The organism is Streptomyces sp. NPDC043685 (assembly GCF_056436585.1).
On record NZ_JBWKCH010000003.1, the window covers coordinates 699,310 to 724,826 of the forward strand.

General features: G+C 70.6%; 26 protein-coding genes and 4 pseudogenes. 12 read left to right on the forward strand and 18 right to left on the reverse strand.

The window, feature by feature from the left end; translation table 11 throughout:
• Window positions 1-55 precede the first annotated feature (55 nt).
• Complete coding sequence (locus tag AC0665_RS12370; protein ID WP_478605694.1) at window positions 56-1,486, forward strand: dihydrolipoyl dehydrogenase family protein; 1,431 nt, start codon at window positions 56-58, stop codon at window positions 1,484-1,486.
• Between the two features lie 48 nt (window positions 1,487-1,534).
• On the opposite strand, the pseudogene AC0665_RS12375 reads toward AC0665_RS12370, so the two are convergent.
• Together AC0665_RS12375 and AC0665_RS12380 are read right to left on the reverse strand one after the other, a co-directional pair.
• Window positions 1,535-1,731: pseudogene (locus AC0665_RS12375) on the reverse strand (ABC transporter ATP-binding protein); the annotation flags it as partial.
• 126 nt (window positions 1,732-1,857) lie between these two features.
• Window positions 1,858-2,502, reverse strand: a complete 645-nt coding sequence (locus AC0665_RS12380) for a peptide deformylase (protein WP_468632795.1) — start codon at window positions 2,500-2,502, stop codon at window positions 1,858-1,860.
• Between the two features lie 153 nt (window positions 2,503-2,655).
• Here AC0665_RS12380 and AC0665_RS12385 point away from each other — a divergent pair, with 153 nt between their 5' ends.
• Window positions 2,656-4,059: a PepSY-associated TM helix domain-containing protein gene (locus AC0665_RS12385; protein ID WP_478704947.1), complete on the forward strand. Its 1,404-nt coding sequence runs from the start codon at window positions 2,656-2,658 to the stop codon at window positions 4,057-4,059.
• Window positions 4,060-4,126: 67 nt separating this feature from the next.
• Here AC0665_RS12385 and AC0665_RS12390 read toward each other — a convergent pair whose 3' ends face one another.
• From AC0665_RS12390 to AC0665_RS12400, 3 genes are all read right to left on the reverse strand, one after another.
• Window positions 4,127-4,486 (reverse strand): tetratricopeptide repeat protein, encoded by a 360-nt coding sequence (locus AC0665_RS12390; RefSeq protein ID WP_468404410.1) that lies wholly within the window; start codon window positions 4,484-4,486, stop codon window positions 4,127-4,129.
• 70 nt (window positions 4,487-4,556) lie between these two features.
• Window positions 4,557-5,003, reverse strand: coding sequence for a MarR family transcriptional regulator (locus AC0665_RS12395; RefSeq protein WP_478704948.1), 447 nt, complete (start codon window positions 5,001-5,003; stop codon window positions 4,557-4,559).
• Window positions 5,000-5,482 (reverse strand): MarR family winged helix-turn-helix transcriptional regulator, encoded by a 483-nt coding sequence (locus AC0665_RS12400; RefSeq protein ID WP_478605685.1) that lies wholly within the window; start codon window positions 5,480-5,482, stop codon window positions 5,000-5,002. Before AC0665_RS12400 ends, AC0665_RS12395 begins: the two co-directional genes overlap by 4 nt.
• 133 nt (window positions 5,483-5,615) lie before the next feature.
• Between AC0665_RS12400 and AC0665_RS12405 the strand changes: the two genes are divergently transcribed.
• On the forward strand, window positions 5,616-6,581 hold the full coding sequence (locus AC0665_RS12405) for a pirin family protein (RefSeq protein ID WP_478704949.1): 966 nt from the start codon (window positions 5,616-5,618) through the stop codon (window positions 6,579-6,581).
• A 103-nt stretch (window positions 6,582-6,684) separates the two neighbouring features.
• On the opposite strand, the pseudogene AC0665_RS12410 reads toward AC0665_RS12405, so the two are convergent.
• Window positions 6,685-7,044: pseudogene (locus tag AC0665_RS12410) on the reverse strand (CobW C-terminal domain-containing protein); the annotation flags it as partial.
• Between the two features lie 98 nt (window positions 7,045-7,142).
• Here AC0665_RS12410 and AC0665_RS12415 point away from each other — a divergent pair.
• Window positions 7,143-7,298 (forward strand): hypothetical protein, encoded by a 156-nt coding sequence (locus AC0665_RS12415; protein WP_093436216.1) that lies wholly within the window; start codon window positions 7,143-7,145, stop codon window positions 7,296-7,298.
• A 284-nt stretch (window positions 7,299-7,582) separates the two neighbouring features.
• Here the strand turns inward: AC0665_RS12415 and AC0665_RS12420 are convergent, their stop codons facing one another.
• On the reverse strand, window positions 7,583-7,960 hold the full coding sequence (locus tag AC0665_RS12420) for a hypothetical protein (RefSeq protein ID WP_478704950.1): 378 nt from the start codon (window positions 7,958-7,960) through the stop codon (window positions 7,583-7,585).
• Between the two features lie 104 nt (window positions 7,961-8,064).
• On the opposite strand from AC0665_RS12420, the gene AC0665_RS12425 reads away from it, so the two are divergent.
• Window positions 8,065-9,126 (forward strand): AraC family transcriptional regulator, encoded by a 1,062-nt coding sequence (locus AC0665_RS12425; RefSeq protein WP_478704951.1) that lies wholly within the window; start codon window positions 8,065-8,067, stop codon window positions 9,124-9,126.
• Window positions 9,127-9,158: 32 nt separating this feature from the next.
• Here AC0665_RS12425 and AC0665_RS12430 read toward each other — a convergent pair whose 3' ends face one another.
• The 5 genes from AC0665_RS12430 to AC0665_RS12450 all read right to left on the reverse strand — a co-directional run bounded on the left by AC0665_RS12430 (window position 9,159) and on the right by AC0665_RS12450 (window position 17,587).
• On the reverse strand, window positions 9,159-10,589 hold the full coding sequence (locus AC0665_RS12430) for an aldehyde dehydrogenase family protein (RefSeq protein WP_478704952.1): 1,431 nt from the start codon (window positions 10,587-10,589) through the stop codon (window positions 9,159-9,161).
• Complete coding sequence (locus AC0665_RS12435) at window positions 10,586-11,464, reverse strand: SDR family NAD(P)-dependent oxidoreductase (protein WP_468404426.1); 879 nt, start codon at window positions 11,462-11,464, stop codon at window positions 10,586-10,588. The genes AC0665_RS12430 and AC0665_RS12435 overlap by 4 nt, the downstream gene beginning before the upstream one ends.
• Window positions 11,461-12,807, reverse strand: coding sequence for a flavin-containing monooxygenase (locus AC0665_RS12440; RefSeq protein WP_478704953.1), 1,347 nt, complete (start codon window positions 12,805-12,807; stop codon window positions 11,461-11,463). The genes AC0665_RS12435 and AC0665_RS12440 overlap by 4 nt, the downstream gene beginning before the upstream one ends.
• A 154-nt stretch (window positions 12,808-12,961) precedes the next feature.
• Window positions 12,962-14,170, reverse strand: coding sequence for an MFS transporter (locus tag AC0665_RS12445; protein WP_478704954.1), 1,209 nt, complete (start codon window positions 14,168-14,170; stop codon window positions 12,962-12,964).
• Window positions 14,171-14,365: 195 nt separating this feature from the next.
• Window positions 14,366-17,587: a bifunctional cytochrome P450/NADPH--P450 reductase gene (locus AC0665_RS12450; protein WP_478704955.1), complete on the reverse strand. Its 3,222-nt coding sequence runs from the start codon at window positions 17,585-17,587 to the stop codon at window positions 14,366-14,368.
• A gap of 248 nt (window positions 17,588-17,835) precedes the next feature.
• Here AC0665_RS12450 and AC0665_RS12455 point away from each other — a divergent pair, with 248 nt between their 5' ends.
• Together AC0665_RS12455 and AC0665_RS12460 are read left to right on the forward strand one after the other, a co-directional pair.
• On the forward strand, window positions 17,836-18,423 hold the full coding sequence (locus tag AC0665_RS12455; RefSeq protein ID WP_478508680.1) for a TetR/AcrR family transcriptional regulator: 588 nt from the start codon (window positions 17,836-17,838) through the stop codon (window positions 18,421-18,423).
• A gap of 64 nt (window positions 18,424-18,487) precedes the next feature.
• A complete protein-coding gene (locus AC0665_RS12460) occupies window positions 18,488-18,793 on the forward strand; it encodes a DUF6415 family natural product biosynthesis protein (RefSeq protein ID WP_478704956.1) in 306 nt (101 codons plus the stop codon).
• A 61-nt stretch (window positions 18,794-18,854) separates the two neighbouring features.
• Here the strand turns inward: AC0665_RS12460 and AC0665_RS12465 are convergent, their stop codons facing one another.
• Window positions 18,855-19,070: a hypothetical protein gene (locus AC0665_RS12465; RefSeq protein WP_478704957.1), complete on the reverse strand. Its 216-nt coding sequence runs from the start codon at window positions 19,068-19,070 to the stop codon at window positions 18,855-18,857.
• On the opposite strand from AC0665_RS12465, the gene AC0665_RS12470 reads away from it, so the two are divergent.
• On the forward strand, window positions 19,069-19,233 hold the full coding sequence (locus AC0665_RS12470) for a hypothetical protein (protein ID WP_478704958.1): 165 nt from the start codon (window positions 19,069-19,071) through the stop codon (window positions 19,231-19,233). The two genes, AC0665_RS12465 and AC0665_RS12470, sit on opposite strands and share 2 nt — an antisense overlap.
• Window positions 19,234-19,464: 231 nt before the next feature.
• Window positions 19,465-19,659: a hypothetical protein gene (locus AC0665_RS12475; RefSeq protein ID WP_478606287.1), complete on the forward strand. Its 195-nt coding sequence runs from the start codon at window positions 19,465-19,467 to the stop codon at window positions 19,657-19,659.
• A gap of 17 nt (window positions 19,660-19,676) precedes the next feature.
• Here AC0665_RS12475 and AC0665_RS12480 read toward each other — a convergent pair.
• From AC0665_RS12480 to AC0665_RS12490, 3 genes and pseudogenes are all read right to left on the reverse strand, one after another.
• Window positions 19,677-19,787, reverse strand: a pseudogene (locus AC0665_RS12480) (IS5/IS1182 family transposase); the annotation flags it as partial.
• 29 nt (window positions 19,788-19,816) lie between these two features.
• Window positions 19,817-20,305, reverse strand: a complete 489-nt coding sequence (locus AC0665_RS12485; protein WP_478605652.1) for a hypothetical protein — start codon at window positions 20,303-20,305, stop codon at window positions 19,817-19,819.
• Between the two features lie 211 nt (window positions 20,306-20,516).
• Complete coding sequence (locus AC0665_RS12490) at window positions 20,517-20,918, reverse strand: gas vesicle structural protein GvpA (RefSeq protein WP_478605649.1); 402 nt, start codon at window positions 20,916-20,918, stop codon at window positions 20,517-20,519.
• A 281-nt stretch (window positions 20,919-21,199) separates the two neighbouring features.
• Here AC0665_RS12490 and AC0665_RS12495 point away from each other — a divergent pair, with 281 nt between their 5' ends.
• Together AC0665_RS12495 and AC0665_RS12500 are read left to right on the forward strand one after the other, a co-directional pair.
• A complete protein-coding gene (locus tag AC0665_RS12495) occupies window positions 21,200-21,646 on the forward strand; it encodes a hypothetical protein (RefSeq protein WP_478605646.1) in 447 nt (148 codons plus the stop codon).
• Window positions 21,643-21,912, forward strand: a complete 270-nt coding sequence (locus tag AC0665_RS12500; protein WP_389971237.1) for a hypothetical protein — start codon at window positions 21,643-21,645, stop codon at window positions 21,910-21,912. The genes AC0665_RS12495 and AC0665_RS12500 overlap by 4 nt, the downstream gene beginning before the upstream one ends.
• Window positions 21,913-22,002: 90 nt before the next feature.
• On the opposite strand, the pseudogene AC0665_RS12505 reads toward AC0665_RS12500, so the two are convergent.
• Together AC0665_RS12505 and AC0665_RS12510 are read right to left on the reverse strand one after the other, a co-directional pair.
• A pseudogene (locus AC0665_RS12505) lies at window positions 22,003-22,164 on the reverse strand (tyrosine-type recombinase/integrase); the annotation flags it as partial.
• A 2-nt stretch (window positions 22,165-22,166) separates the two neighbouring features.
• Window positions 22,167-22,826, reverse strand: coding sequence for a hypothetical protein (locus AC0665_RS12510; RefSeq protein WP_478605644.1), 660 nt, complete (start codon window positions 22,824-22,826; stop codon window positions 22,167-22,169).
• 1,491 nt (window positions 22,827-24,317) lie between these two features.
• Between AC0665_RS12510 and AC0665_RS12515 the strand changes: the two genes are divergently transcribed.
• The gene (locus AC0665_RS12515) at window positions 24,318-25,442 is read left to right on the forward strand and encodes a cytochrome P450 (RefSeq protein WP_468404445.1); all 1,125 of its coding nucleotides are present in this window, start codon (window positions 24,318-24,320) and stop codon (window positions 25,440-25,442) included.
• Window positions 25,443-25,517: the final 75 nt, after the last annotated feature.

Here is a 25,517-nt window from a genome sequence, read left to right on the forward strand (position 1 = left end):
ATTCCGCGCCCCTACCCATGTGGCCAGGGCGCACACCACCCACCAGACTGACCCCATGACGGAAACGGAAACCAACGCGTACGACGTCGTGGTGCTCGGGGCCGGGCCCGTGGGGGAGAACGTCGCCGACCGCACCCGCGCGGCCGGGCTGACCACCGCGGTCGTGGAGAGCGAACTGGTCGGCGGCGAGTGCTCCTACTGGGCTTGCATGCCCAGCAAGGCCCTGCTGCGACCGGTCATCGCCCGTGCCGACGCCCGCCGCGTACCGGGCCTGCGCCAGTCGGTGCAGGGCGACCTCGACGCCTCCGCGGTCCTCGCCCACCGGGACTACTACACCTCGGACTGGAAGGACGACGGACAGGTCGGGTGGCTCGACTCCATCGGCGCCGACCTGTACCGCGGCCACGGGCGGCTCACCGCCCCCCGCACGGTCACGGTCACCGGCCCGGACGGCGGCGAACGCGTCCTGACCGCCCGGCACGCCGTAGCCGTCTGCACCGGCAGCCGCGCCGCCCTGCCCGGCCTGCCCGGACTCGACGCGGTCAAGCCGTGGACCAGCCGGGAGGCCACCAGCTCCAAGACCGTGCCCGGCCGCCTGATCGTGGTCGGCGGCGGAGTGGTCGCCACCGAGATGGCCACGGTCTGGCAGGCCCTCGGCTCGAAGGTCACCCTGCTGGTCCGCGGCAAGGGCCTGCTGCCCCGGATGGAGCCGTTCGCCGGGGAACTGATCGCCGAGGCGCTCACCGAGGCCGGAGCGGACGTCCGTACGGGCACCTCGGTGGAGTCGGTGACCCGGGAGAACGGGACGGTCGTGGCCGTCACCGGCACGGGCGAGCGCATCGAGGCCGACGAGATCCTCTTCGCCACCGGCCGCGCCCCCCGCACCGACGACATCGGCCTGGAGACCATCGGCCTGGAACCCGGCTCCTGGCTGCCGGTCGACGACAGCCTCCGCGTCAGCGGCCACGACTGGCTGTACGCGGTCGGCGACGTCAACCACCGCGCCCTCCTCACCCACCAGGGCAAGTACCAGGCCCGCATCGCGGGTGCCGCCATCGCCGCCCGCGCCACCGGCGAGACCCTCGCGGCCGAGCCCTGGGGCGCCCACGCCGCGACCGCCGACCACGCCGCCGTCCCCCAGGTCGTGTTCACCGACCCGGAGGCCGCGGCCGTGGGCCTGTCCCTGGCCGAGGCGGAACAGGCCGGGCACCGCGTCAGGGCCGTCGACGTGGACCTGTCCACCGTCGCCGGGGCCGGCCTGTACGCCGACGGCTACCAGGGCCGCGCCCGCATGATCGTCGACCTCGAGGACGAGATCCTGCGCGGCGTCACCCTCGTCGGCCCCGGCGTCGGCGAACTCATCCACTCCGCGACGATCGCGGTGGCGGGCCAGGTCCCGGTCGGCCGCCTGTGGCACGCCGTCCCGTCATACCCGACGATCAGCGAGGTGTGGCTGCGGCTGCTGGAGGCGTACCGGGACGCGTGAGCCGCCCCCGGCCGGCGCCCCGGACGGCACCGGCCGGGACCACCCGTGCGCGGACACCACCAGCTCCCGGTGGCCGTCGTCCCACAAGTCCTCCTCCGCCTCCGGCGGCGAAGCACCCGGTCCGGCCGCAGGGCGTCCACGGCGCCCTCGTCGTGCGCGACCATGACGATCGCGCCCGGGTAGGCGAGCAGCAGGTTCGCCCCCGAGTGCACCAGACCCGGCAGGGCGAGCCGGGTCTTCTCGCCGAGGACGTACGGGTGGCGTGAGAGGGGGTCCTCGGCTAGGAAATTCGGGGCGTAGACATGCGGTCACGGGAACGGGGACCCCGCCACGGGCGCCGCCGAAATGTCGGCGGAGCGGCACCGCTCGCGCTACGGCAGTTCGAAACCCAGCGCCCGCGCGGCCTCCCGCGGGGTCGGCTGGCCCCAGCGCTCCGCCACCGCCTGGTGGGACGACAGTGAACGCGGCTCGGCGCGGTCCAGGTACAGCACGCCGTCGAGGTGGTCCGTCTCGTGCTGCACGATCCGGGCCGGCCAGCCCGTGACCACCTCGTCCAGCGTCAGGCCCCGCTCGTCCTGCCCGGTCAGCCGCACCTCGGCGGGCCGCGCCACCACCGCCTGCCAGCCCGGCACGCTCAGACAGCCCTCGAAGAAGGCCGCCCGCGCGTCACCGACCGGCTCGTAGGCGGGGTTCACCAGCACGCGGAACGGCTGCGGCACCCGCCCGCGCGCCACCCGCACCTCCTCCGGCACCGGCGCCGGATCCTCGATCACCGCGATCCTGAGCGGCACCCCGACCTGGGGAGCGGCCAGACCCACCCCGGGCGCCGCACGCATGGTGATCCGCAGGGCCTCGACGAACCGGGCCAGCAGGCCGGGCCCCAGCTGCCCGTCGTACGGCTCGGTGCCCTGCCGCAGCACCGGGTCGCCGGCCGCGACGACGGTCAACGGGAGCCCCGCTTCGAGGAGTTGTTCCACCCGCTCGGCCAGGGGCGGGCGATGGCTCGGTGTTCCCATCGCGCCAGGATGGCACGCCACCTCCCACTCCAGCGTGACGCACGTCACACAGGTTCGCCGGGAACTCGACGCCCCTCCGTCCCGACTACTGCACCGCAACGGCCACCGCCCCCACCGCAACGGCCCTGACGACGTCCCCGGAGAAGCCCGCCGATGACCACCGCTCCCTCGACCACCACGGACGAGGCCCCGCAACCAGCCGCCCCGGCACCGTCGAAGGGCGGCTGGGCCCCCTTGCGCCCGCTGATCCTCCGCCTGCACTTCTACGCCGGGGTGCTGGTGGCGCCGTTCCTCCTCGTCGCCGCCGTCACCGGCCTGCTGTACGCCGGTTCCTTCCAGGCCGAGAAGCTCGTGTACGACCACGAACTGACCGTCCCGGCCGGCGAGAAGAAGCTGCCGATCGGCGAGCAGGTGGCCGCCGCCCGCAAGGCCCACCCCGAGGGCACGATCTCGGCCGTACGCCCCTCACCCGAGGCCGACGCGACGACCAGGGTCATGCTGTCCGGCGTCCCGGGCGTGGGCGAGGGCCACACCCTCGCCGTGTTCGTCGACCCGTACACCGCGAAGGTGCGCGGCTCCCTCGAACAGTACGGCTCGACGGGCGCGCTGCCGCTGCGCACCTGGATCGACGAGTTCCACCGCGATCTGCACCTGGGTGAGCCGGGGCGGCTGTACAGCGAGCTCGCGGCCAGCTGGCTGTGGGTCATCTCGGCGGGCGGGCTGGTGCTGTGGTTCTCCCGCCGCAGGGCCCTGCGCACGGTACGCGGGACGAAGGGGCGCCGGCGCACGCTCGGCCTGCACGGCACGGTCGGCGTATGGGCGGCGGCCGGATTCTTCTTCCTGTCGGCGACCGGTCTTACCTGGTCGGCCTACGCCGGAACCACCATCGACGAGCTGCGGACCTCGCTGGGCCAGGCCACCCCGTCGGTGTCGGCGGCGGCCGGCGGTGAACACGCCGGTCACGACGTGGCCACCGGGCGCGCGAGCGACGCCGCGCACGGCGTGGGCCTGGACAAGGTCCTGGCGGCGGCCCGGGCCGAGGGCCTCGGCGACCCGGTGGAGATCGTGCCGCCCGCCGACGCGGCCTCGGCGTACGTGGTGAAGCAGGTGCAGCGCGGCTGGCCCTCGAAACAGGACGCCGTCGCGATCGACCCGGCCGACGGCCAGGTCACGGACGTGGTGCGATTCGCCGATTACCCCGTGCTCGCCAAGCTCACCCGGTGGGGCATCGACCTGCACACCGGCGTCCTCTTCGGGCTGGCCAACCAGATCGCCCTGATGCTGCTCGCGGGCTCCCTGATCCTGCTGATCGTGTGGGGATACCGCATGTGGTGGCAGCGCGGCCGGGGCAGCGCCTTCGGTCGTCCGATCCCGCGCGGCGCCTGGCAGCAGGTTCCGCCGCGGATCCTCGTGCCGCTGCTGGCGGGAGTCGCCGTCCTCGGATACTTCCTGCCGCTGTTCGGCATCCCGCTGGCGGCCTTCCTCGCCGTCGACATCCTGCTGGGCGAGATCGCCCACCGGCGGGGACGGCGGTCGTACGCGACGCCGAAGGGGTAGCGGACCGCCTGCCGACGCGCGGATGCCCGGCCCCACGGGGGGTCGGGCATCCGGGGCGGAGCGTGGGTCAGCGCTGCTCGAAGTCACCGGCGAGCGCCGAGGCGATCCGCAGGTGCGACTCCGCCTCCTCGTGCCGGTTCTGCCGCTCAAGGGTGCGGCCGAGCATCAGCCGGGCGTAGTGCTCCACCGGGTCCTTCTCGACGATCGTCCGCAACTCGTCCTCGGCGCGCCGCAGTTGCGCCGAGTGGTAGTAGGAGCGCGCCAGGAGCAGCCGGGGCCCGGTCTGCTCGGGCACCTCCTCGACCAGCCCGGCCAGGACGCGCGCCGCGGCCGCGTAGTCCTTGGCGTCGAAGAACAGCCGCGCGCGCTCCCAGCGCTCGGCCGGAGTCCCGTGGGCGTAGTACGTCGTGTCCTGGATCGTGTTCACTCGGTGCCTCCTTCGAGGCCGACAACCGAGCCCTCCGGCTCGTTATTCCACCGGCCGGACGGGGGTCGGATCAGCGGCTCAGGGCGGCCAGTTCGGCACCGGCCCGCTCGGTGATCAGGCTCAGCACACGGCCCGCGACGGCCAGGTCCTCCGCGGGGATGCCGGCGTAGATGCGGGCGGTGATGGGCGCCGTCTCGCGGGAGGTCGTGGCGTACAGCTCACGCCCGGCGTCCGTGACCCGGACGTCCGACGCCCCGTCCGGAGCCAGCCATCGCGCGTCGATCAGCTCGTCGAGCACGCCGTGCACCTCGGCCGCGCCGGTCTTCAGGGCGTCGGTGACGCCGTCGACGAGGCGCTCGCGCGCGACCGGGCCGTCGGCGAGGGCGGCGAGCCGCAGGGTGACCGACTGCTGGAAGGTGACGCCGTGCCGGTCGAGCACGTGCTCCAGCAGGGCGCGGCCGACGTAGTGGGCCAGGGCGATGACACGCGGGTCGACGCGGGGTGCGGTGGTAGTCATGACTGCTCCGTCTCGTTCTCGCTGGAGGGATCAAGAGGTGCGTCGAGCAGGGCCGTCAGCTCACGTGTGAACTCCCGGGTGCGGGTGCTGTCGAGGCCGCCGAGCGGGCCGAGGAGCTGTCGGAGGAGCCCGTGCACGACCTCGATCGCCCGCCGGGTGACCTCCTGACCCTGTTCGGTGAGCGCGAGTTGCACGGCGCGCGGGTCGCGTGGGTCACGGGTGCGCTCCAGGAGACCGGCGGTCTCCAGTGCGCGGGCCAGTTTCGACACGTAGAGCGGCTCCAGTCCTGTGTGGTCGGCGAGGCGGCGCTGGCTGGGCCGCTCGCCCGAGCGCTGCATGCCGTGCAGGGAGGCCACCAGGGCGTACTGCGCGTGGGTGAGCCCCAGCGGAGCCATCGCGCGGTCGACCGCGACCCGCCACTTCGTCGACAGCCGCCACACGAGGAATCCGGGTGTCGCGCCTTCGGAACCGTTGCTCATGCGGGATACGGTACATGGCTACTATGTACATGGCTACTATTCTTCGGGCTGAGGTGCCGAGGTGCCGAGGCGTCGAGGTGCCGCCCGAACGTGACGCTGACGCCGGCCCCCGCGCCGGACTAGGTTGTGCGTCATGAGCAATCTTGAGCGCGAGGCGGCCCCCTCCCTGTGCGGTGGCCGTGGCTTCGTGGTGGCGGAGCCGGTGCGTGAACTCCTCAGCCCTCGCAGGGTCAGGCTGGGCGAGTCCGGCGAAGTCCGCCGGCTGCTGCCCAACCTCGGCCGCCGGATGGTCGGCGCCTGGTGCTTCGTCGACCACTACGGCCCCGACGACATCGCCGACGAGCCGGGCATGCAGGTGCCGCCGCATCCCCACATGGGTCTTCAGACGGTGAGCTGGCTTCACGAGGGGGAGGTGCTGCACCGCGACTCCACCGGCAGCCTCCAGACGATCCGCCCGCGCGAACTCGGCCTGATGACCTCCGGGCGGGCCATCAGCCACTCGGAGGAGAGCCCGCGCTCCCACGCCCGCTTCCTGCACGGCGCGCAACTGTGGGTCGCCCTCCCCGACGGCCACCGCCACACCGAGCCGCGCTTCGAACACCACACCGAGCTGCCGGTCGTCACGGCCCCCGGGCTCACGGCCACGCTGATCCTCGGCGACCTCGACGGCGCGACGTCCCCCGGCACGGCCTACACCCCGATCGTCGGCGCCGACCTGGCCCTGACCCGGGGCGCGGACGTACGCCTCCCCCTGGAACCGGACTTCGAGTACGCCGTGCTGTCCATGTCCGGCGAGGCCCACGTCGACGGGGTCCCGCTCCTGCCCGGATCCATGCTCTACCTCGGCTGCGGCCGCGACGAACTGCCCTTGCGGGCGGAGTCGGACGCGGGCCTGATGCTGCTGGGCGGTGAACCGTTCGACGAGGAACTGATCATGTTCTGGAACTGGATCGGACGCTCGCAGGCGGAGATCGAGCAGGCGCGGCGGGACTGGATGGAGGGGACGCGGTTCGGGGAGGTGAAGGGGTACGACGGGGCTCCACTGCCCGCACCGGAACTGCCGCCGGTGCCGTTGAAAGCGCGGGGAAGGGTGCGCTGACCTGCGGAAACGCGTGAGCATTGGTGGCCGCGGGTCGGAAGACGGTCGGGCCATTCTCGCCCGAAGCGGGCAGAGCTACGCCTTCCTGCATGAGGCAGCCGTTCTGGTCGGCCCGCAGCAGCTCCGCGTCCATCTGGGTGTCGATGAAGACGAGTACCTGCGCATCAGGGCTGGCGGTGTGACGAGCAGAGGAAGGCTCGAAGCGAGCCACCGAACCGGCCTGCGGCCACGGTCCCGTCACCCAGGGCCGGCTGGCGAGGGTGAAGAAGCCCTTGGACCTGAGGACCTGCCCGCAGGCGCCGCTGCCCGGCGTCTCCGGCACCAACGTCCGAACCGGTCCGGGGTGATCGGACCTCCCGGAGTAGAGGACGGGCGAGGAGATGGCGTACTGAACGAAGTTTCGAAGGAGGGCGTGAACGCCGTGTCGCTGGGCACAAGGGCTATCGCACCGAGGTCCTGGCATTCGGAGCTGGTCGGGATCTACCCACAAAGGGACGAACTCAGGCCCTTGTGAAGCTCATACGCACACGCGCCTGAGCCGGAATTGACGATGGGGTTAAAATGATCATTCTTGGGCTTATTCTGCTGATCATCGGCATGCTGGTCGGCATGGGTCTGCTGACGACGATCGGTGGCATCCTCATTCTGGTTGGCGCCATCCTGTGGATCCTGGGTGCGACCGGTCGCGCGGTCGGTGGACGCAAGCACTTCTTTTAGAGTCAGGGCGCCTCGCCAACTCTCCGCGACGAGTGACGTGTCCATGACTTTCTCTGCGGAAAGTCCACACCGTGATGAGCTCGCCCGCCCGATCAAGCTGAACCCCGTGCAGGAGCGCCTGGGGCGCAGGGTGGAACGGCTGGCATGACGGAGGGGCGGTCCGAATTCGGACCGCCCCTCCGTCATGCCCTGCACAACTCAATGCAGCGGCCAGATCAACTCTCATGGCCACAGCCGTCCGTAGCGGGTGAGGTAGTCCGTGGCCACGTGGCAGATCGGCTCGATCAACACAGCAGCGATGGTGGCGTACAAGCGGGGAGCGCCGCCCTGGCCAGCGTCTGCTCGGCGAGGCGTCCGGCCAGAGCGGTACCGGCGGAGGGTCCGACGCTGATCGAGAGGATCAGCCATGCGCATGCCTCGCTGGTCCGGCCCGCAGGGGCGAGGGCATCGGTGGTCACGTAGGCGCAGGCGATCACGACGGTCAGGAACGCACCAGGCACGGCGACTGCGGCGGTGGCCGCGAACGGCGCGGGCTGGGTTGCGAGAGGGAGCCGTCCGGCGAGGAACGCGGCGCTGGCGATGATCAACCGGTCGGTGGTGTAGAAGCCGGTGACGCCGCAGCAGCGGCGTGCGCAAACGAAAGACAAAGCCAAGCCGGTCAAGCCACGCGCGTTGCCGGCGACGAGGAGGACGCCCCCTCCAGCAGCATCGGGACACGCCCCTTCTACTGTGTGCGCAGCGAGCACACCCGGTCACAAGGAACGCCATGCCCGACAGCCCCGCCCCGGCGCAGTCGCCGGGAACCAGCCGCAGCACCTCGGCGACGATCCCGCCGAACATCCTGCGCTGCCTTGCCCCGGTCACCGACGGGTACGGGGTCGACCTCCGGCCCGAGCTGGACCGGGTCGGGCTGGACGAGGCGATGATGCGCTCGGCGGCACTGCGGGTCTCCTACCGCCAGGGCGGTGCCGTCATCCGGCGTGCGCTGGAGCTCACCGGTGACGCCCACCTGGGCCTGCGGGTGGGCGCCGCACAGCACCTGACCTCCTGGGGTCTGCTGGGGTTCGCTCAGATGGCCGCCGACACACTGCGGGAGGCCATCGAGACTGGCGTGCGCTTCCAGAACCTGTCCGGGGCGATGGTGGTCTGGTCCGCCGGGCCGGAGGAAACCGGCTACGTACTGCGGACCGAGCTGCCCGATCCAGCCCTCGATCCGGTGGTCGCGGTCTTCCTGGCGGAGGAGGCGTTCGCCAGCGTCGTCGCCCTCACGCGGCTGAGTTGTGGCGCGGAATTCGCCCCGCAGAGCGTCGAGTTCGCCTTCCCCGCCCCCCACGACACGGGGCCGTTCACGGAGCTGTTCCGCTGCCCCCTGCGCTTCGGCGCCGCAGGGAACCGCCTGGTGTTCCCCACGGCGTGGGCCGGGCGTCCGATGCCGGGCCGCGACCAGGTCACCTACACCGCCGTCGTGGAGATTCTGGAAGAGCAGGTGGCGTCGAGGCGCGATCAGCAGGACCTGCTGGAAGTACTGGAGATCTCGATCGCGCAGAGCCTGCCCGATGTACCGTCCTTCGTCGAACAGGCCCGACGGCACGCCTCCAGCGAGCGCACGCTGCGCCGTCGGCTGGCCGAGTGCGGCACGACGTACGAGGCGGTCGTCGACGGGGTGCGCCGCGAGCGGGTCGAGCAGGTGCTGCGCCGACCCGAGCTGACCCTGCGGGACATCGCCCGGCAGGCGGGTTTCTCCGATGTGCGAGCACTGCGGCGGGCGGTGCGTCGCTGGCACGGCGTGACCCCGGCCCGGCTGCGCGGGGAGGCCGCGGAACAGTGAGGCGACCGCCCACGCGCCACCGGGCCACCCGGTCACCGCGTGCGGATCCAGACGGTCTTCTCCCGAGTCCACTGCGCGAAGGCGTCGGTGGACTTCTCCGCACCGCCGAATCCCGACTGCTTCCACCCGCCGAAGGGGGTGGTGATGTCGCCTTCGCTGTACGCGTTGACGGAGACCACCCCGGCTTGGACACCCCGCGCGAGCCGGAACGCCGCGTCGAGGTCGCGGGTCCACACCGAGGCGGCCAGCCCGTATTCGCCGGCGTTCGCCAACCGCACCGCCTCGTCCTGTGAGGTGAAGGTCTGGACGGCCACGACAGGGCCGAACAGCTCCTTGGTGAGCACGTCGCTGTCGGCCGGGGCCCGGCTGATCACGGTGGGCGGGTAGTAGGCACCGCGCGGTGGGAGTCCGTGCGGCAGACCGCCGGTGTGGATGTGGGCCCCGGCGGAGCGGGCCGCCTCCACCGCCGCCGCGACCCGGTCGAAGGCGGCACGGCTGATGAGCGGTCCGACCTGGGTGCGTGCGTCGGCGGGATCGCCGATGGTGAGGTTCTGCGCGGCGGCGGTGAACCGGTCCAGCACCTCCTCGGCGATGCTGTGGTGGACCAGGACGCGGGAGCCGGCGGTGCAGTTCTGCCCCATGGTCAGGAACGCGGCCTGGGTCATGTGGTCTATCAGTTCGTCGCCGTACTCGAGCGCGTCCGGCATGAGGATCTGCGGGCTCTTGCCGCCCATCTCCAAGGAGACCCGCTTGAAGTTGGTCTCCGCGGCGTCGGCCAGGACGCGGCGTCCGGTGGCCGTGGAACCGGTGAACGACAGTGCGCGCACCAGGGGGTTGCGGGCGAGCGCCGTACCGGTGACGCTGCCGTGGCCGGTCAGGACGGTGAGCACGCCGTCCGGCAGGCCCGCCTCGGCGGCCAGGGCGGCCAGGTGCAGGGTGGAGCGCGGGGTGGCCTCGGCGGGCTTGAGCAGCAGGGAGTTTCCCGCGGCGAGCGCGGGGCCGACCTTCCAGGCGGCCATGGCCAGGGGGTAGTTCCAGGGCAGGATGGCGGCGGCCACCCCGACCGGTTCCCGGCTCACCAGGCCCAGGTTCTCGTGACCGGTGGGGGCGACGCGGCCGAAGACCTTGTCGGCCGCCTCCGCGAACCAGCGGATCGATTCGATCGCCGCGGGCACGTCTCCCGTACGGCACTCCGCGATCGGCTTGCCCGCGTCCTCGCAGTCCAGCCGGGCCAGAAACCCGGCATGGCGCTCCATGAGGTCGGCCAGGCGCAGCAGGACGGCGGCTCGCTCCCGCGGGGACCGGCCGGCCCAGACGCCGCTGACGAAGACCTCGTGCGCCCGCTCGGCCGCCAGCACGACGTCCTGCTCGCTCGCCGCCGGTACGGTCGTGATCAGTGCGCCTGTCGCGGGGTTGACGACGTCGAGCGTCTCCGCGACACCGGTGATGACCGTGCCGCTCATGCTTCCTCCACCAGTTCCCACCGGCCGCCGCCGACCTGGCGGGCCAGTCCCCTGCGGCGCAGGTCCTCCAGATAGCGGGCCATGCCCCGCTCCCCCCGCTTGCGGAACAGCGGGAAGAGCCTGGGCAGCAGATTCGGCGCCAGCATCGCGAATCGCACCAGCCGGGACTCGCCGGGCCGGACGTAGGACTCCAGGCGGGGCTTGTCCAGCAGGCTGACGACCGCCCTGACGACGTCGGACGGCTGCTGCGGCGCGTCCTGGAACTGCATGGAGTTCCCGCCGTCGACGGCCTCCTGGCGGAGCATCCGCGTGTCGGTCGCCGACGGCAGCACCGAGCCGGCCTGGATGCCCTTGCCCCGCAGGTCCAGCCCGATGGCGAGCATCGCGCCACGCAGCCCGAACTTCGAGGCGGTGTAGATCGGGGTCTCGCCCAGCGGGAAGATCCCGCCGAGAGACACGGTGGTGACCACCCGGGGGTCGCCGGAGGCCCGCAGCAGCGAAACGGCGAGCCGGGTCGTGACCAGCGGGGCGACGAGATTGACGTCGATCTCCCGCTCGATGCTCTCGACGCTGCGCACGTCGAAACGCTCGGCGCTGGTCATGCCCACGTTGTTCACCAGGACGTCGATACGGCCATGAGTGACCGCGACGCCGTCGAGCATCCGCTGCACGGCGGCGCCGTCCAGCAGGTCGCAGCCCAGCCCGGCGTGACCGCTCCCGGGCAGCTCGGCGGCGGTCCGCTTCGCCCGCACCTCGTCGATGTCGACCACGAGGAGACGGGCACCGCCTCCCGCGAAGCGGTGGCACAGGGCGCTGCCGATGCCTCCGGCGCCGCCGGTCACCAGGATGACCTTGTCACGGAAGTCGTACGTCATGACGCCACCGCCTGCTGTCCCACGGACGTTGCCCGGGGCGGCAGGCCATCGGTCCGCCAGCCCATCCCTTCGGCGACCTTGCCGAGGTATTTCACGAAGGCGTCACTGTGCACGTAGCCGGTGTGGCGTGGCGAGTCGACGAACTTCAGTCCGCCGGACAGGTCCGGCCGGTCACCGCGGATCATGCGGGTGAACCGCTCGGCGGTCGGCAGCCCGGCCCTCGCGTCCCGGATGAAGGAGGCGATCAGCTGGGCCTGCCTGTCGAAGAGCTGGTAGGCCCCGGAGTTGGTCTCCACGAAGCCGACGCCGAACAGGCCCTCGTGCTCGCGGGAGAAGGAGCACAGGTAGAGGTCGGGGTGTTGTTCGTCGCCGAAGTACTTCTGCGCGACGGGGACTTTGTGGACGTATCCCGTGGCCAGCAGGATCAGGTCGAAGTCGTCGCTGGTGCCGTCGGTGAAGTGGACGGTCCGGCCGTCGGTGTGCGCGATGCCGGGCCGGGCGGTGATGTCCCCGTGCTGGAGGTGGTGGATCAGCAGCGAGTTGATGGCCGGGTGGGTCTCGAACAGTCTGTGGTCGGGCTTTTGCAGACCGAGCCTGCGCGGGTCGCCGTTGATGAGCCGCAGCAGGCCGCCGAACAGCTTCTGCTGGAGCCACATCGGAAGGTGCGGGCCGCCGGCGGCGATGGTGTCCACCGGTCGGCCGAAGAGGTGCTTGGGAATGAACCAGTAACCACGGCGCATGCTGATCGCCGCGTGGCCGGCGGACCGCGCCGCGTCGCAGGCGATGTCCAGCCCGGAGTTCCCCGCGCCCACGACCAGCACCCGCTTGCCCCGCAGTTCGGCGCTGCTGCGGTAGGTGACCGTGTGGCGGATCTCTCCAGTGAACTCGCCGGGCAGGTCGGGGACGTTGGGATGCCACTGCGCGCCCGTACACACGACGACCTGCCGGTGTGCAGTGGCCCGGCCGTCGGCCCGGGTGACCGTCCAGGTGCCGTCCGGGTTCTTGTCCACGCTGCGGACCTCGGTGCCGAACTCGATCCGGTCCGTGAGTCCGTAGGCCTCGGCGAACGACGTCAGATAGGACAGGATCTGCCGGTGCGGCGGGTAGTCGGCGAAGTGGTCCGGCATCGGATAGCCGCCGTAGCCGGAGAGTGTCTTGCTGGAGATGAAGTGGGCCGACTCGTACATCGGGCTGCCCGGGTTGTCGATGTCCCACAGCCCGCCCGGTCCCGTGTGACGCTCTATGTGCGTGTACGGCAGGTCCCGCTCCGTCAGCGCCCTCGCGACAGCCAGTCCTGCGGGTCCGGCACCGATCACACAGGTGTCGTACTCGTTCTCACTCACCGGTTGTTCCTTTCTTCGATGGATCAGGGATTGCGGGGAACCTATGCACCGCATGAGCGCCGGGAACTGACCCCCGCGGCCACAGAGGGGACCGCAGCGGCCACTAACAGACCGCTGCTGTCCGGGGCCGCCGAGGCGGTGTCCCCCGGTCCGGTCACCGAGCGGTCTCGGCGGAGGAGGAGGCGGCGAGTCCGCCCCCGGCCGATGCCTCCGTGCCGGCCACCGTCATCCGGAGCAGGGGCAGCGAGGCGAGGAAGGTGCCGAGCGCCAGGACGAGGCCGAGGACGGCCGCCCCGGCGGCGTCCAGGACGGCCCCGACGGCCGGCGGTCCGACGCCTGTGCCCAGGGCGCCCGCGCCGCTGAGGGAGGCGACCAGGCGTCCGGTCGGATCGATGAGCGCCGCGGCTGCGAGCATCTGTACGAGGACGGCCAGTTGGCAGGCCTGCCAGAAGACCGCCGCGATGGTGAAGAGCACGGGGTCGTGGGTGAGGACGACGACCGCCATCGCGAGGGCCTGCGCCATGACGAAGACGGCCATCGACCGCATCCGTCCGAAGCGCCGCGCCGCGATGGGGCCCACCACCGCTCCGACGAGCGCCACGACGCTGGAGGTCGCGAGGACGGCCGACACAGCCGAGTGGGACATACCGGTGTGCTGGCGGCCCAGGACCGAGGCGTACGACCACGCGCCCTGGGTGACCGCCCACAGCAGCGCGGTCCCGAGGAGCAGGACCACCGACGGCCTGGCCGCGGTCGCCTCCGCCGTACCGGCGGGCCCGGCGTCCGGAGTCGAGGGACCGGCGGGGCCGTCGGGGAGTCGGCGTATCAGCGGCCAGGCGAGGAAGCAGCACAACGCCATGAGCAGGAAGCCGGTGCCCTCCCCGAGCTCGTGGTTGGCCGCGGGGACGCCCATGATCAGCAGTGCGGTCACACCGACCGTGCCGGAGATGGTGACGGCGGACGCCTTGTCGGTGTCGTCGGTGGCGGCGAGCGCCGCGGTGGCCGCCGCGTAGACCGCGCCGAGCCCCGCACCGAGGACGAGGTTGGCCATGACCAGGGTCACCGGGCCGGTGGCCGCTGTCGCTCCCAGGAAGCCGGCTCCCGCGAGCGCCAGCCCGAAGCGGGTCATCAGCACCCGTCCCGCCCGTGCGGCCCGCTTGGCCAGCAGCAGCGTCACCGCCGCCGTCGCCATCAGTTGGGTCGCAGCCACGAGCCCGGCGCCGGAGTCCGACAGCCCGAAGCGTGAGGCGAAGTCGTCGACGAACACGGGCATCACGTTCGCCCCGCCGTTGCCGAGGGTGACTCCGGCGATGAGCGCCACCGCCACGCCGAAGGTCAGGGCGGAGCCGCTTCGCGCGTTCACCGCGCGCTCCTCAGTGCGGAGTCGGAGGTCACCGGGGTTCCTCGGCTGTGTGCCGAGCTTGCAACAAGCATGAGAGCCTCACGAGTCAGGGGGCATGAGCCGCGTTTCGGGGCGCGGCCACCGACGTGTCGGACGTCGGCGGCCCGTAGATCGGGGATGCGGGGCGGTGGGCGTCTGCCATCGCACGCTGGGCGGTCAGCCGGCCCAGACGTCTTCCACGTAGTGGCCGGACTCGATGAGGGCGGCCAGCCAGGCGGTGGCCTCGTCGTCACCCGCGCCCGTGAACGTGCGGTAGATCGCCATGAACGACTCCCGCACCGCCGGAGCCATGCGACGGCCGTCCCCGCAGATGTAGACGCGTCCGCCGGCCTCCAGTACGGCCCAGACCTCGTCGCGCTCCTTCGCGATGCGGTCCTGGACGAAGCGGGCACCGTCCTCGGGGGCGCAGGAGAAGGTTGGCCGCATGCTGACGGCTCCGGCCGCCTCGGCCTCCTCGAACTCCGTGCGGTGGAGGTAGTCGACGTCGGGGTGGTCGCAGCCGAAGTAACACAGCAGCTTTCCGGTGGACCGGGTGTGGTGGCGGTCGAGGACCGCTCCGCGGAAAGGCGCCAGACCGGTGCCCGCGCTGACCAGGATCACCGGCACCGACGTGTCCTGCGGCAGGCGGAAGGCCTCACTGCAGGGCAGCACCCTGGCCTGGACGGTGTCGCCCGCGTGCACGGTCTGGAGGTAGTGCGAGGCGATGCCGTGGAACGTGCCCTCGCCGCCCCGGTGGGGCGCGGCGAGCAGCGACACCATCAGGTCCACCTCGCCGGGTGCCGCCTGGGCGGAGGAGGAGATCGAGTAGTGGCGCGGGCGCAGGACGGGCAGCAGTTCCAGGAAGCGTTCGAAGGGCAGCTCGCAGGCGCGGTAGCGCTCCAGCAGGTCCAGGGCACTGCGTCCGGTGGCGGTCACCTGCTCGTGGAAGGCCTCGGGGGCCGCCGCCGCGAGTGCGGCCAGGGGCTGTTTCTCGGGCGGGCAGGCGGTGTGCTCGGCGAGCACGGCGATCTGCTCCTGGGTGGCGGGATCCTGCAGTTCCACGAAGTCGGTGAGCAGGCGGCGCAGGGTGAGCGGCCGGTCGATGGGCAGGGCGCCCCGGCTGCGGCGGCGGGCCCGCAGCCGGACCGTACGGTCCAGGTCGAGGCCGAAGCGGTCGGCCACCCGCCGGACGAGGGTGTCGGGGTTGCTGGGGAGGACGGCCAGGTGGTCGCCGGTGCGGTAGGTGACGCCGTCGGGCAGCCGCAGCCTCAGGAATCGCTTGGAGCGACCCAACTCGTGGCTCGTGTCGACCAGTTCGTAGGCGTCGAGCACCTCCATCGGCTGCACACCGTGCCGTGCCGCGAGCCCTCCGATGATGGAGTCGGTCGCGTCCTGAAGCTCGTACAGTCCGATCTCCTGGGCGGCGGCCGGTTCGGCCTCCGGTGCCTCTCCGGCGGCCCCGTACCGATCCAGCAGGGTGGTCCACAGGTCGCCGGTCCAGCGGTCCACGGTGCCGGCGAAGTCGCCGGCGGCGTCCGCCGCGCCGCGTTCGAGCAGTGACGTGGCGCCCGCGGCGGTGAGCTTCTCGTCGATGAGGGTGGGGACGCGCTGGTAGGTGGCGGCCCAGTTGCGGTCGCCGACGCCGAGTACGGCGTACTTCAGGCCGTCGAGTGCGCCGGGCTCGAGGCCCTCCAGCCAGGCCACGAAATCCGTGGCGTCGTCGGTGGGCCTGCCGTTGTAGGAGGCGGCCACGATCACCACCGGACCGCCACCGGGGATGAGCTTGCCCACGGCGTCGTTGAGGGGGGTGACGGACGGGCTGAAGCCGTTCTCTTCGCCGTCTGCCGCCAGCTCGTGGGCGATGCCCGCGCAGGTGCCCAGGTTGGAACCGTGCAGGAGGGTCAGCGCGGTGCCGGTGGCACGCCGGACCGAATGCCGGTCCTGGCCTGCGGGAGCATTGCCCGCGGCGACGGCCGCGGCGGTGGGCAGGCGGCGTTCCCCGCTGGTGCGCCGGGCCAGGTTCAGGGTGAACGCGTCGGGCTTGAGGGTGAGCGACTGCTTGATCTTCAGCTGGTAGTCGGTGTGGTCGATCAGGCGGTAGCGGTGGATCACCAGCGCGAGGACCAGCGTCGCCTCGTGCAGCGCGAACTGGCGGCCGATACAGGCGCGTTCTCCACTGCCGAACGGCTTGAACAGGTGGACCGGGCGCTCCTCCTCCCGCTCGGGCAGGAACCGGTCGGGGTCGAACAGCTCGACGTTCTCGCCCCAGGCGGGGTCCCGGTGCAGCTGCGGGATGAGCACCTGGATCGACTCGCCCTTGCGCACGACGTACTTCCCGCCGATGACGGTGTCCTCAAGCGGCTCCACGGCGTACGCGGGGGCCGTCGGCCACAGACGCAGGCTCTCGTTGAGGACCTGGCGGATGTACGTCAGCTTGCCGATGTCCCCGTAGTCCGGCTCGGGCGCGTCCGAGTCGCCCCACAGCGCGTCGACCTCGGCCTGGGCGCGTGCCAGAACCTCGGGGTGCTTGGTCAGGTAGTACAGGGCGAAGGACAGGGCACCGCTGGTGGTCTCGTGGCCGGCGATGAGGAACGTGATCGCCTGGTAGCGGATGTTGACGTCGTCCAGGGGCTCGCCCGTGACGGCGTCGGGGGTGTGCAGCATCCGCCCCAGCAGGTCGTCGGTGCTCTGGTCTCCGGAGGCCCGGCGCTCCCGGATCACGTCGTCGACGAGGTTCTTCATGAGGGTCACGTCGGCGTGGAACCGCTCGGCCTGCCTCCACTTGAACAGCTCCGTGCCGGGGATGGACTCCCCCTTGGCCTGGGCGAAGCCGAGCGCTCGCGACAGGGCCGTGACGAAGGGGTGCGGCTCGGCACGGCTGAACGACTCGAAGTCGTAGCCGAAACCGCACAGACCGATCGTGTCGAACGTCAGCCGTGTCATGTCGTCGGCGACGTCCACGGGCTCCGTGCCGGCGGCCCGGTCCCACTTGCCGATCAGCTCACGGGCGACCTTGAGCATCGTCGAGTGGTAGCCGCGCATCGCGCCGAGGGAGAACGCCGGCATCAGGACGTCGTGCGCTTTGCGCCAGTTGGGCTCGTCGTTGAACGCGGTGAAGAGTCCGTCGCCGCCGATCTCCCGGAGGATCACGAGGTCGGGGTGCACGTTCTTGCGGAACCGGCTCTCGTCCGCCAGCTCGGTGACGAGGTCGAGGCCGGAGGCGAAGTTGATCTCGTTGCCGAAGATGCGGAGCTTGAACAGCGGCCCCAGCTCCTTGGCCTCCTTCATCACGTGGAGCAGGCCGTCGGCGCCACCGGGGATGTCGAAGGCGTGGCCGACCAAGGGCAGGGCGGGACGCTGGGGGATCGGCTCGGTTCCGCGCAGGGTCTCGTGGGTCACGGGCTTGCCTTTCGTTCGGCGCAGGCTGTCGCTGGCCAGAACCATACGGGCGACTTTGTCAGCTGACAATGTCACTCGATTGTGTTGGTCGACACAGTCGATTGATGGAACGATCGGAGGCCTGAAGACGTCCGGCGGGGACTACAGGCCGGGCAATCGCCTCCACGCGTCGCACCCGTGACCCCCTGCCGCAGCGGCGATATTGTCGAGTGACCAGTTCGGCAGACTGAGTCGCATAGGATGCAGGAATGGCTCACGTATCCGCGGCGGAGCGCCGCCCACAACTGATCAAGGCGGCCATCGACCTGATGACCAGGGAAGGCGTCGCCGCCGGCAGCACCCGCGCCATCGCCGCGGAGCTGGGAGTGGCACAGGCGACCGTGCACTACACGTTCGGCACGAAGGAAGACCTCTACCGGGCCGTCATGGAGCAGCTCACCGAAGACCTGGTCGCCCAGGTGGAGCGGACCGCACCCACGGACGCGAGCTTCGAGGAGACCATCGTCACGCTCGCCGAGGCCCTTTGGGGCACCGTGCTGCAGCAGCCCGCGTCACACCAGCTCCTCACCGAGCTGACCATGTTCGCCTTGCGTACGCCCCGCCTGAGGGAGGCGCTGCACAGCCACTACAGCGGGATCTCGGCAGTGACGGCAAAACTCATCAGAGAGGCCGCCGAACGCACCGGCCACCAACTGGCCCAGCCCGCCGAGACGATCGCGAGGTTCTTCCTCGCGGGCTTCGACGGACTGACGATGCAGCACCTCTCGCTGCCGGACGAGGAGGCCGAAAGGGTCTGCCTACAGGCTTTGATCTCGGCCGTCGTGGCCATGGCCTGAGGTGACTCCGTGGCTGAAACGGCCACATGCCGGCACCCCGCCGGACGAGCTCCCGGCGGGGTGCATGGATGGCGGAAGCGCGGGCCGAGCGGGACGACTCGCCGTCGCCGAACGTGTCCTCGAACGAATGGCCGGGCAGCTCACCGGTCACGCCCGCGCCCTCACCTGCGACGTCCGCCGCCGCGCCTACCAACTGCCGAGAGACAGCGGCCCCCGGGCGCTCGCCGACATCGTCCTGCGAGAGGCGGAAGGCCGGCTGTCCGTGACGATCGGAGGCACGGTGCGCTGCGTCCAGAACCGCGCTCGCCTCGTCCGCGCCCTCTACGAACGCCTGCACCGCTTGGAGACCGCGCGCCCCCACGCCGTATGACCACCCTCCGCACCCGGCGAGACCAGGGGCCCGGGTGCGGAGGGCCGCACCCTCAGCAGGCTTACGCGGGTGCCGGTTCCGGGCGCAGGGAGGCGAGCGGAGAGCGCCGGCCTTTCTCCACCGCGCGCAGTTGCTCCCAGTCGACCACCGGATGGGCGTGGACCACCGCGTCGACGAACGTCGTGGTGTAGAGCGCGACGTCGACGGCCCCGGCCTGGCTCGTGCCGAAGCGGACCTCCATCGACTGCGGGGAGCGGACCCATCCGAGCCGCACCATGCGGTCGAAGTCGGCACGGCGCACCCTCAACCGGGCGGCGGCGGACGCGCTCGACGCTGACTGCGACGGACTGGTCGACCGTGACGCCTACCTGACGGGCATCCACGATTTCGTCACCACAGGCAGCTCACCCATGGCCGCCGTCTACGGCACAGGGCGGTAGCCCTCACGGCTGAGAACCCGCTGATCAACTTGCGGTGACTGGCCCACCGGCCACCTCGCTGTCCTGACTTGGGAAGATGCGGATTCAGCCGGGCGCACTCGTCATTCGTCAGACCACCCGCTCCACGCAAGACCTGACGTCCCGGACGTAGAGCGCTCACATGATCCGTCGGACAGCACCCTGAACCGCTGCATCCGGCCGGGGCCGCCGCTGACTGGTCGAGATCGAGGTGTGGGCCTCCGCCCCGCCCTGCCGATAGCCCGGGCCGTGGACGCCGGACGGGTCGGCCAGCACGGCCTGGACATCGTCATGGCCGTCGCCCAGGGCTTCGAAGCCCAGCGCGAGCCGGTCGGCAAACGCATCACCGCGCGCCTCGCTCTGGCAGACGACCCCGGCGGCGCCATCAACGGCCGGCCCCCGCTGTAGTCCCGGTTGCCGTGTTGATCCGTGCCTTCTCGGCGTAGCGCGGTGATCAGCTTGCGGAAGCTGCGCGGGCTCAGTCCGCTGAACGGGGGTATCCAAGACGGCTCTGACGCCGTGATCACACCAGCCACGACAAGATCGCCCCACTCTCAGCACCGTCTCACTGAGGTGCCACGGAATCCCCGGCCGCCCGTCGCCGGCCAGGCCACATATCGCTATACGCCGCGTCGAAGAACTGCGCCTGCGGCCCGCGCAGCGCGGCCCCGTCGGCTATCTCACCCCGGGCGGCCTCGGCGAGGCGGGCTGCATAACGATAGGCGGCGCCCCGCAGGGGCTCGCTTCTGGCCGCCAGGTCGATCTCCGCATGAGCCAACCACAGGTCGTCGACGAGGTGGTCGAGCACGGGATCGGCCGAGGTGTCGCCACTGCCCGAGTGGGCGAGTGCCGCCTTCTCCACCTGCGACGCAATGCCCAGGAACTTCAGGACCGCGTTCTTGAGCTCCGCGCGATGCGCGGCTGACTCCTGCACTTCGAGCTGCCGAGTGCTTACTCGCGAGACGAGGTACTGGCCAAACAGCGATCCGCCCGCACCGAGCGCAACACCCGCCAGAGACAACAGCGCCGGCCCCAACGTTCCCCAAGATCCCATAGCCGGAGTTTCTCAACATCAGTTCGCCGCCGTGCGAGGCCGGGCTTTCCTGTACTCGGGGCCAGTGGGGAATCCCCAGTGGCGCCTCGTTGGGTGAGGAGGTGACTGGCGCAGCACGCATACGGCCGCGGGGGTCGCCGATGCTGTCCAGGTCCTCGCGGAAGGAGGGATGGGAGGGGCGGATGATCCCGTAGAGGTAGGTGCTCCTCTCTCATTCACCTCTGCCGCGCGGGGCGGGCCGCTCGCCCTGACGTTCCCGGCCGTCGTCGCGTGTCTGCTGGAAGGCGTCGGAGATTGTCTCGGCGGCGCCGGTCAGGGCTCCCTTGGTCTTGCCACGCGCGCCGGACTCAGTCGCTTGCCCCGTGAGCTCGGCGAGCCCGGCCGGTTTGCGCGGCCCCGCTTCCAGGTCGAGGCGGTTGCACGCCTCGGCGAAGCGAAGGTAGGTGTCGACGCTGGCCACCACGATCCGTATGTCGATCGTGAGGAGCTCGATACCGATGAGGGAGACCCGCACGTAGGCGTCGATCACCAGCCCGCGGTCGAGAATGAGTTCCAGAACGTCGTAGAGGCCGCTGGAACCGCCCCCGCCGCCCTGCTGTGTCGCGACGGTCATCGCGACCAACCCCTTGTCGTCTGTCTCTGCGCGGTCCCGTCGACGCTGTTCCTTGCTGCGACGCAGGCTTGCCGGTGCGAGTAGCCCCACCACCTGCCACCAAACGCGTGTACGGGCTTGGTGAGATGTACACCACCCGGTCCGGTCCGGGAGTGAGAGCAGCCTCCGGAACGCGCTTGTCGCTTCGCTATTCAACATGCTTGTTCCTGTTTCACACCCTTTGGGGTGGTGAGCCGGATATGGAGCGAGCCGCGCGCGAGAAGAGAGAGGGTGAGCGGCCTGTGATCACCCTGGAGCACATCCCTAGGGTGCTCGACCACCTGGCAGTCCCCTACCCGAAGTGCAAGGTCAAGGACGCACCCGGCGTGGACGCAGGCGGTCACCTCTCCGAGGACGAGGAGCGCCGCCTGTATGAGCGCTACGGCATCGACTGGGACGCGGCCTGGCAAAAGGCCAACCAGCCCGGAGCGGGCGGGTGGGCCCGCGCCGAGATCAGCGAGACGACCGACATGACGCGCTCCGCAGACACCGGTGCCGGCGGCGCTGACGCCATAACGCGCTCGGAGGAACGCATGAACGTCGGCACTGAGCGCCGCGAGGCCGACCGGGCGCAGTTGCGCAAGTACGTCGTACGCAACTTCGAGACGCTGCCCTCAGACAGTGGATTTCAGGAGTCCGGGAAGGCATGGGCAAGAACACAGGAACAGAAAGGGAGTCGGCAGTCATGACACAGGTCGAGCAGCCCCTGACAGACGCCGCGATCAAGGTTCGCCAAGTCAACCACTACCAGTTCAGCTGGGTGGCCGGGGAACCCGGCCAGCGCGGCACCTTCACCCTGCAGCTGGTGCTGGACGAAGGAGCCGGAGAAGAAGTCCTGACGGTCGACGCCGACGACGCCGACGTCCTGAAGGATCTGCTGGAGCACAATCAGACAGTCCAGTACGACGTCCCACGCCACACCCTGATGTTCGGCGTGACGCCAGCCGGCAGCTGATCCAGCAGCCCAGCGCACCCGCTACGACGAGAGATCTTCAAGCCGACCGCATCGGAGACGAGCGCTGTCTACCCGACCGGCTGCCTTATCGGCGAGGGCGTGGTTGAGGGTTTTGGCGGCTTCGCTGATGGAGCCGGGCATGAGGTGGCGGTAGATCTTGAAGGTGATCTCGATGGTCCTGTGGCCCATCCGCTCGGCGACGTCAGTGATGGGGAGGCCGTGGGCGAGGCAGGTGGAGGCGAAGAAGTGCCGCCTCAACGCTCGCGGTGGAGCATCACCCGGATCGTGGTGACGGTGAATGCCAGAGCAGGCACGATGAGCAGCATCTCGGCCGAGAGGAGGACCGACAGGGGCGGGCCGTAGTCCTCGGCCTCCTGTGGCACGCCGAGCAGCAGCAGGACGACAAAGACACCGGCCGACCACATGATCGCTGCCAGTGCGGCCATGAGGCCGGCCATCACCGAACTCGCCAGGTCAAGGAAAAATCCCTGTGCGGTGGCCACCTGCTGCACCGGCTGCCAGTCCGCACCGCGCAGCCGTTTCCACTGCGCACAAAGGGCGAGCACCTCGTCCTCCAGCGACGCCACGTTCCGGTCGTCGAGATGCGGCAGCGCCGTACGGTGACCCTGCCGGTCGTACATCACGGCAAGCATTCTGGGATGGCTCCCCGGGCCGGGCTCGATGTCGATGCCCTGAATGTCCCGCCAGGCCGTCCGTCTTGCACGCTTGAGTCCTTTGACCGTCACGCCCTCGCGGGAGATGACGGTCGCGCTCCGCAGACTCCAAGCGAGCAGAGGGACGAACAGAGCCGTCAGGCAGACGATGACCGCCACCTTGAGCCGGCCCGGCATTCCGCCGACAGTCGCGATCTCCACCGCCGCGCCGGCAAGGCTGAGTCCCACGAGGAGAAGCACGGTTCTGGTGGTAGAAGCAGACGCCCGGTACTCCCGCCTCCGCATCACATCCGACATGAGCCAGCCCCCCCCAAACGGTCACCGTCCGCTCCCCGACGCGGCGACCACAGCCTCAAGACGCGAGCACTCTGGGCCGTACCCTCCCGCTTGGCACTCGAACCCGGCCGCAGTTCGCGCACCTCGGCGGCTGGAACCACAGCACGCACGAACTGGACGACATGCGGCAGGAGCGGCCTTCCGACCGTTGTGCTGATTGGCCGAAAATGCATGTGACAAGCGGAGGTTGTGATCCGTCACTCCGCCGTCGAACGCGGGTGCGCGAACTGCGGGTGCGAGCGCGCCGCGCCGGTCTCCACCTTGGTGTCGCGGGTTGACGGCGCCGTGCACGGGCCGGGGTCGGCCGCCGAACTTCGACCTCAAGCGGTGCAAGGACCGTGAGGTCATCGGGCGCTGTATCGGCAGGAGTCGAGCAGTTCCGGGATGCCACCACCCGTTTCGACGAGCCGGCCGCCTCGTGTCTCGTCGGCCTCCGGATCGCCTCACTCATCCTCCGGCTCAGCGCACGGTGATCATTTCTCGCACAGAGCCCGGACCGTGTTGTCCTAGGGGGCAGGGTTGGCTCAAAAGAGGTGGCCGGGCCGGTGGGTGGCGGTGCCGCGATGTCTGATCCTCGAAGGTCGCCTTGTGGCTGTTTCGAGGCCGCTGTGGCAACACCGCCGTTCAGCGGCCGTCGTGACGGAATCGGCAGGCGGGCGGCTGTGCGGCCAAGGATGACGGACGCGATGGTGTCCCGAGGCGTCGTGGTGCGGCCCGACCTTCTCTTCAGAATCTTGGTTTGAGGGTGAAAGAGCGGGATACACGGCCTCTTTGGCGGGTCGCTGAACGGTCACATCCCCTTCAACTTCGGGGGGTTGCCAACCTGTGACCCAACGTGAAAACTGTGAGCGCAATCGGCCGAGATGATCGTGTCGAAGTGTGTTCTTGACACGGGCATCGAAGGACAGGGGAGTTCTGCGCAGGGCTGCTGCGCGGGGAAGTCACTGGGGGACGTGGTGGTGTCTGCAAGGTGCCCTGGGCGCGTCATGCCGGGCTGCGCACGTGGAGGCTTGTCCGCGGCTCGGCGGGCGTCCGGACCACTCGGAACCGCCGCCCCACCGTCCCCTGTCCCGTCCTCGGTTTCGCTGACGCCAGGGCTGCCATTGCCTGAGGGGTGGACAAGCCGGCCGCCCTCAGTGGGCCGGCCCGGCTGAGCCGCGCGAGGGTCCACCCGGCGCGGAGCGACAACCGCTCCGCCGTGCCGCACCCCCGATGGCCGAACCCGTGACGGCCGGTACTGCCCGCGGTCGGCCACCGCGCACCGTCGGTGGTCCACCGTCGGGCACGCACGCCCACACTCAAGGAGAAACGGTGACAAGCACACAGCTGACCGGGGCCGAATCGCCTCTTGACGCGTTACCCGGGCGATGGCGGTCCTTACGCGACGCCGGCCCCGTGACGTACGACGAAGAGCGGCGGCAGTGGCACGTCGTGGACCACCGGGGCGTCTCGGCGGTCCTGTCCGACCCGGCGACGTACTCCTCCGACATGACGCCGATCGCCCCCACCCAGGAGGACTTCGAGGCCTTCCGGCAGGGCAACTTCGTCGGCATGGACCCGCCGGAGCACCGCAAGCTCCGCACCCTGGTGAGTCAGGCCTTCACTCCGCGAGTGGTTCATGGCCTCGCACCGCGCATCGAGGCCGTGTGCGCGCGGCTGTTCGACGGCGTCGCCGACCGTGACCGGTTCGACCTGGTCGACACCCTCGCTTATCCGCTGCCGATCATCGTGATCGCCGAACTCCTCGGTATCCCCGCCGAGGACCACCGGCTGTTCCAGGAGTGGGCCGCCACCCTCTTCGGCGGCGACCAGCTAGGGGACAGCCTCGACATGGCCGATCTGGAACGGGCGTTGGAGGCCATCGCCCCGACCGTGCGTGAGATGAACGGCTACGTACTCGACCACATCCGGCACCGCCGCGCCCACCCCGGTGACGACCTGACGAGCAGACTCCTCACCGCCGAGGTCGACGGAACACGGCTTGAGGACCAGGAGATCGTCGGGTTCGTCGCCCTGCTGCTGGTCGCCGGGCACATCACCACCACCGCGCTCCTCGGCAACGCCATGGTCACCTTCGACCGGCATCCCGGCACGCTCACCGCACTGCGGGAGAACCCGGACCGGGTGCCGGACGCCGTCGAGGAAGTCCTGCGCTGGCTGCCGCCCTTCCCCGAGCTGGGCCGGCGCACCACCCGGCCGGTAGTGCTCGGCGGGCATGAGATCCCGGCCGACACCCTGCTGATGGTGCACCTGGGGGCTGCCAACCGTGACCCCTCCCGCTTCACCGCACCGGATGTCTTCGACGCGGCCCGCGACCCCAATCCCCATCTCACCTTCGGGCATGGCATCCACTTCTGCTTCGGCGCCCCACTGGCCCGGCTGGAAGCCCGTATCGCCCTGCAACTGATGATGGAACGTTTCTCCTCCATCGTGGTGCCCTCGTACGACGACGTCACGTACCAGAATCCGGCCGTCATCGTCGGCGTACGCCACCTGCCGATCCTCGTCAGCAGGCCGTAAGCGCGCCGACGGGCACACCCGCACCGCTCACTCGCGGGCCGGCCGCGTCCCCCTCCCCGCACCCGCTCTCACCAG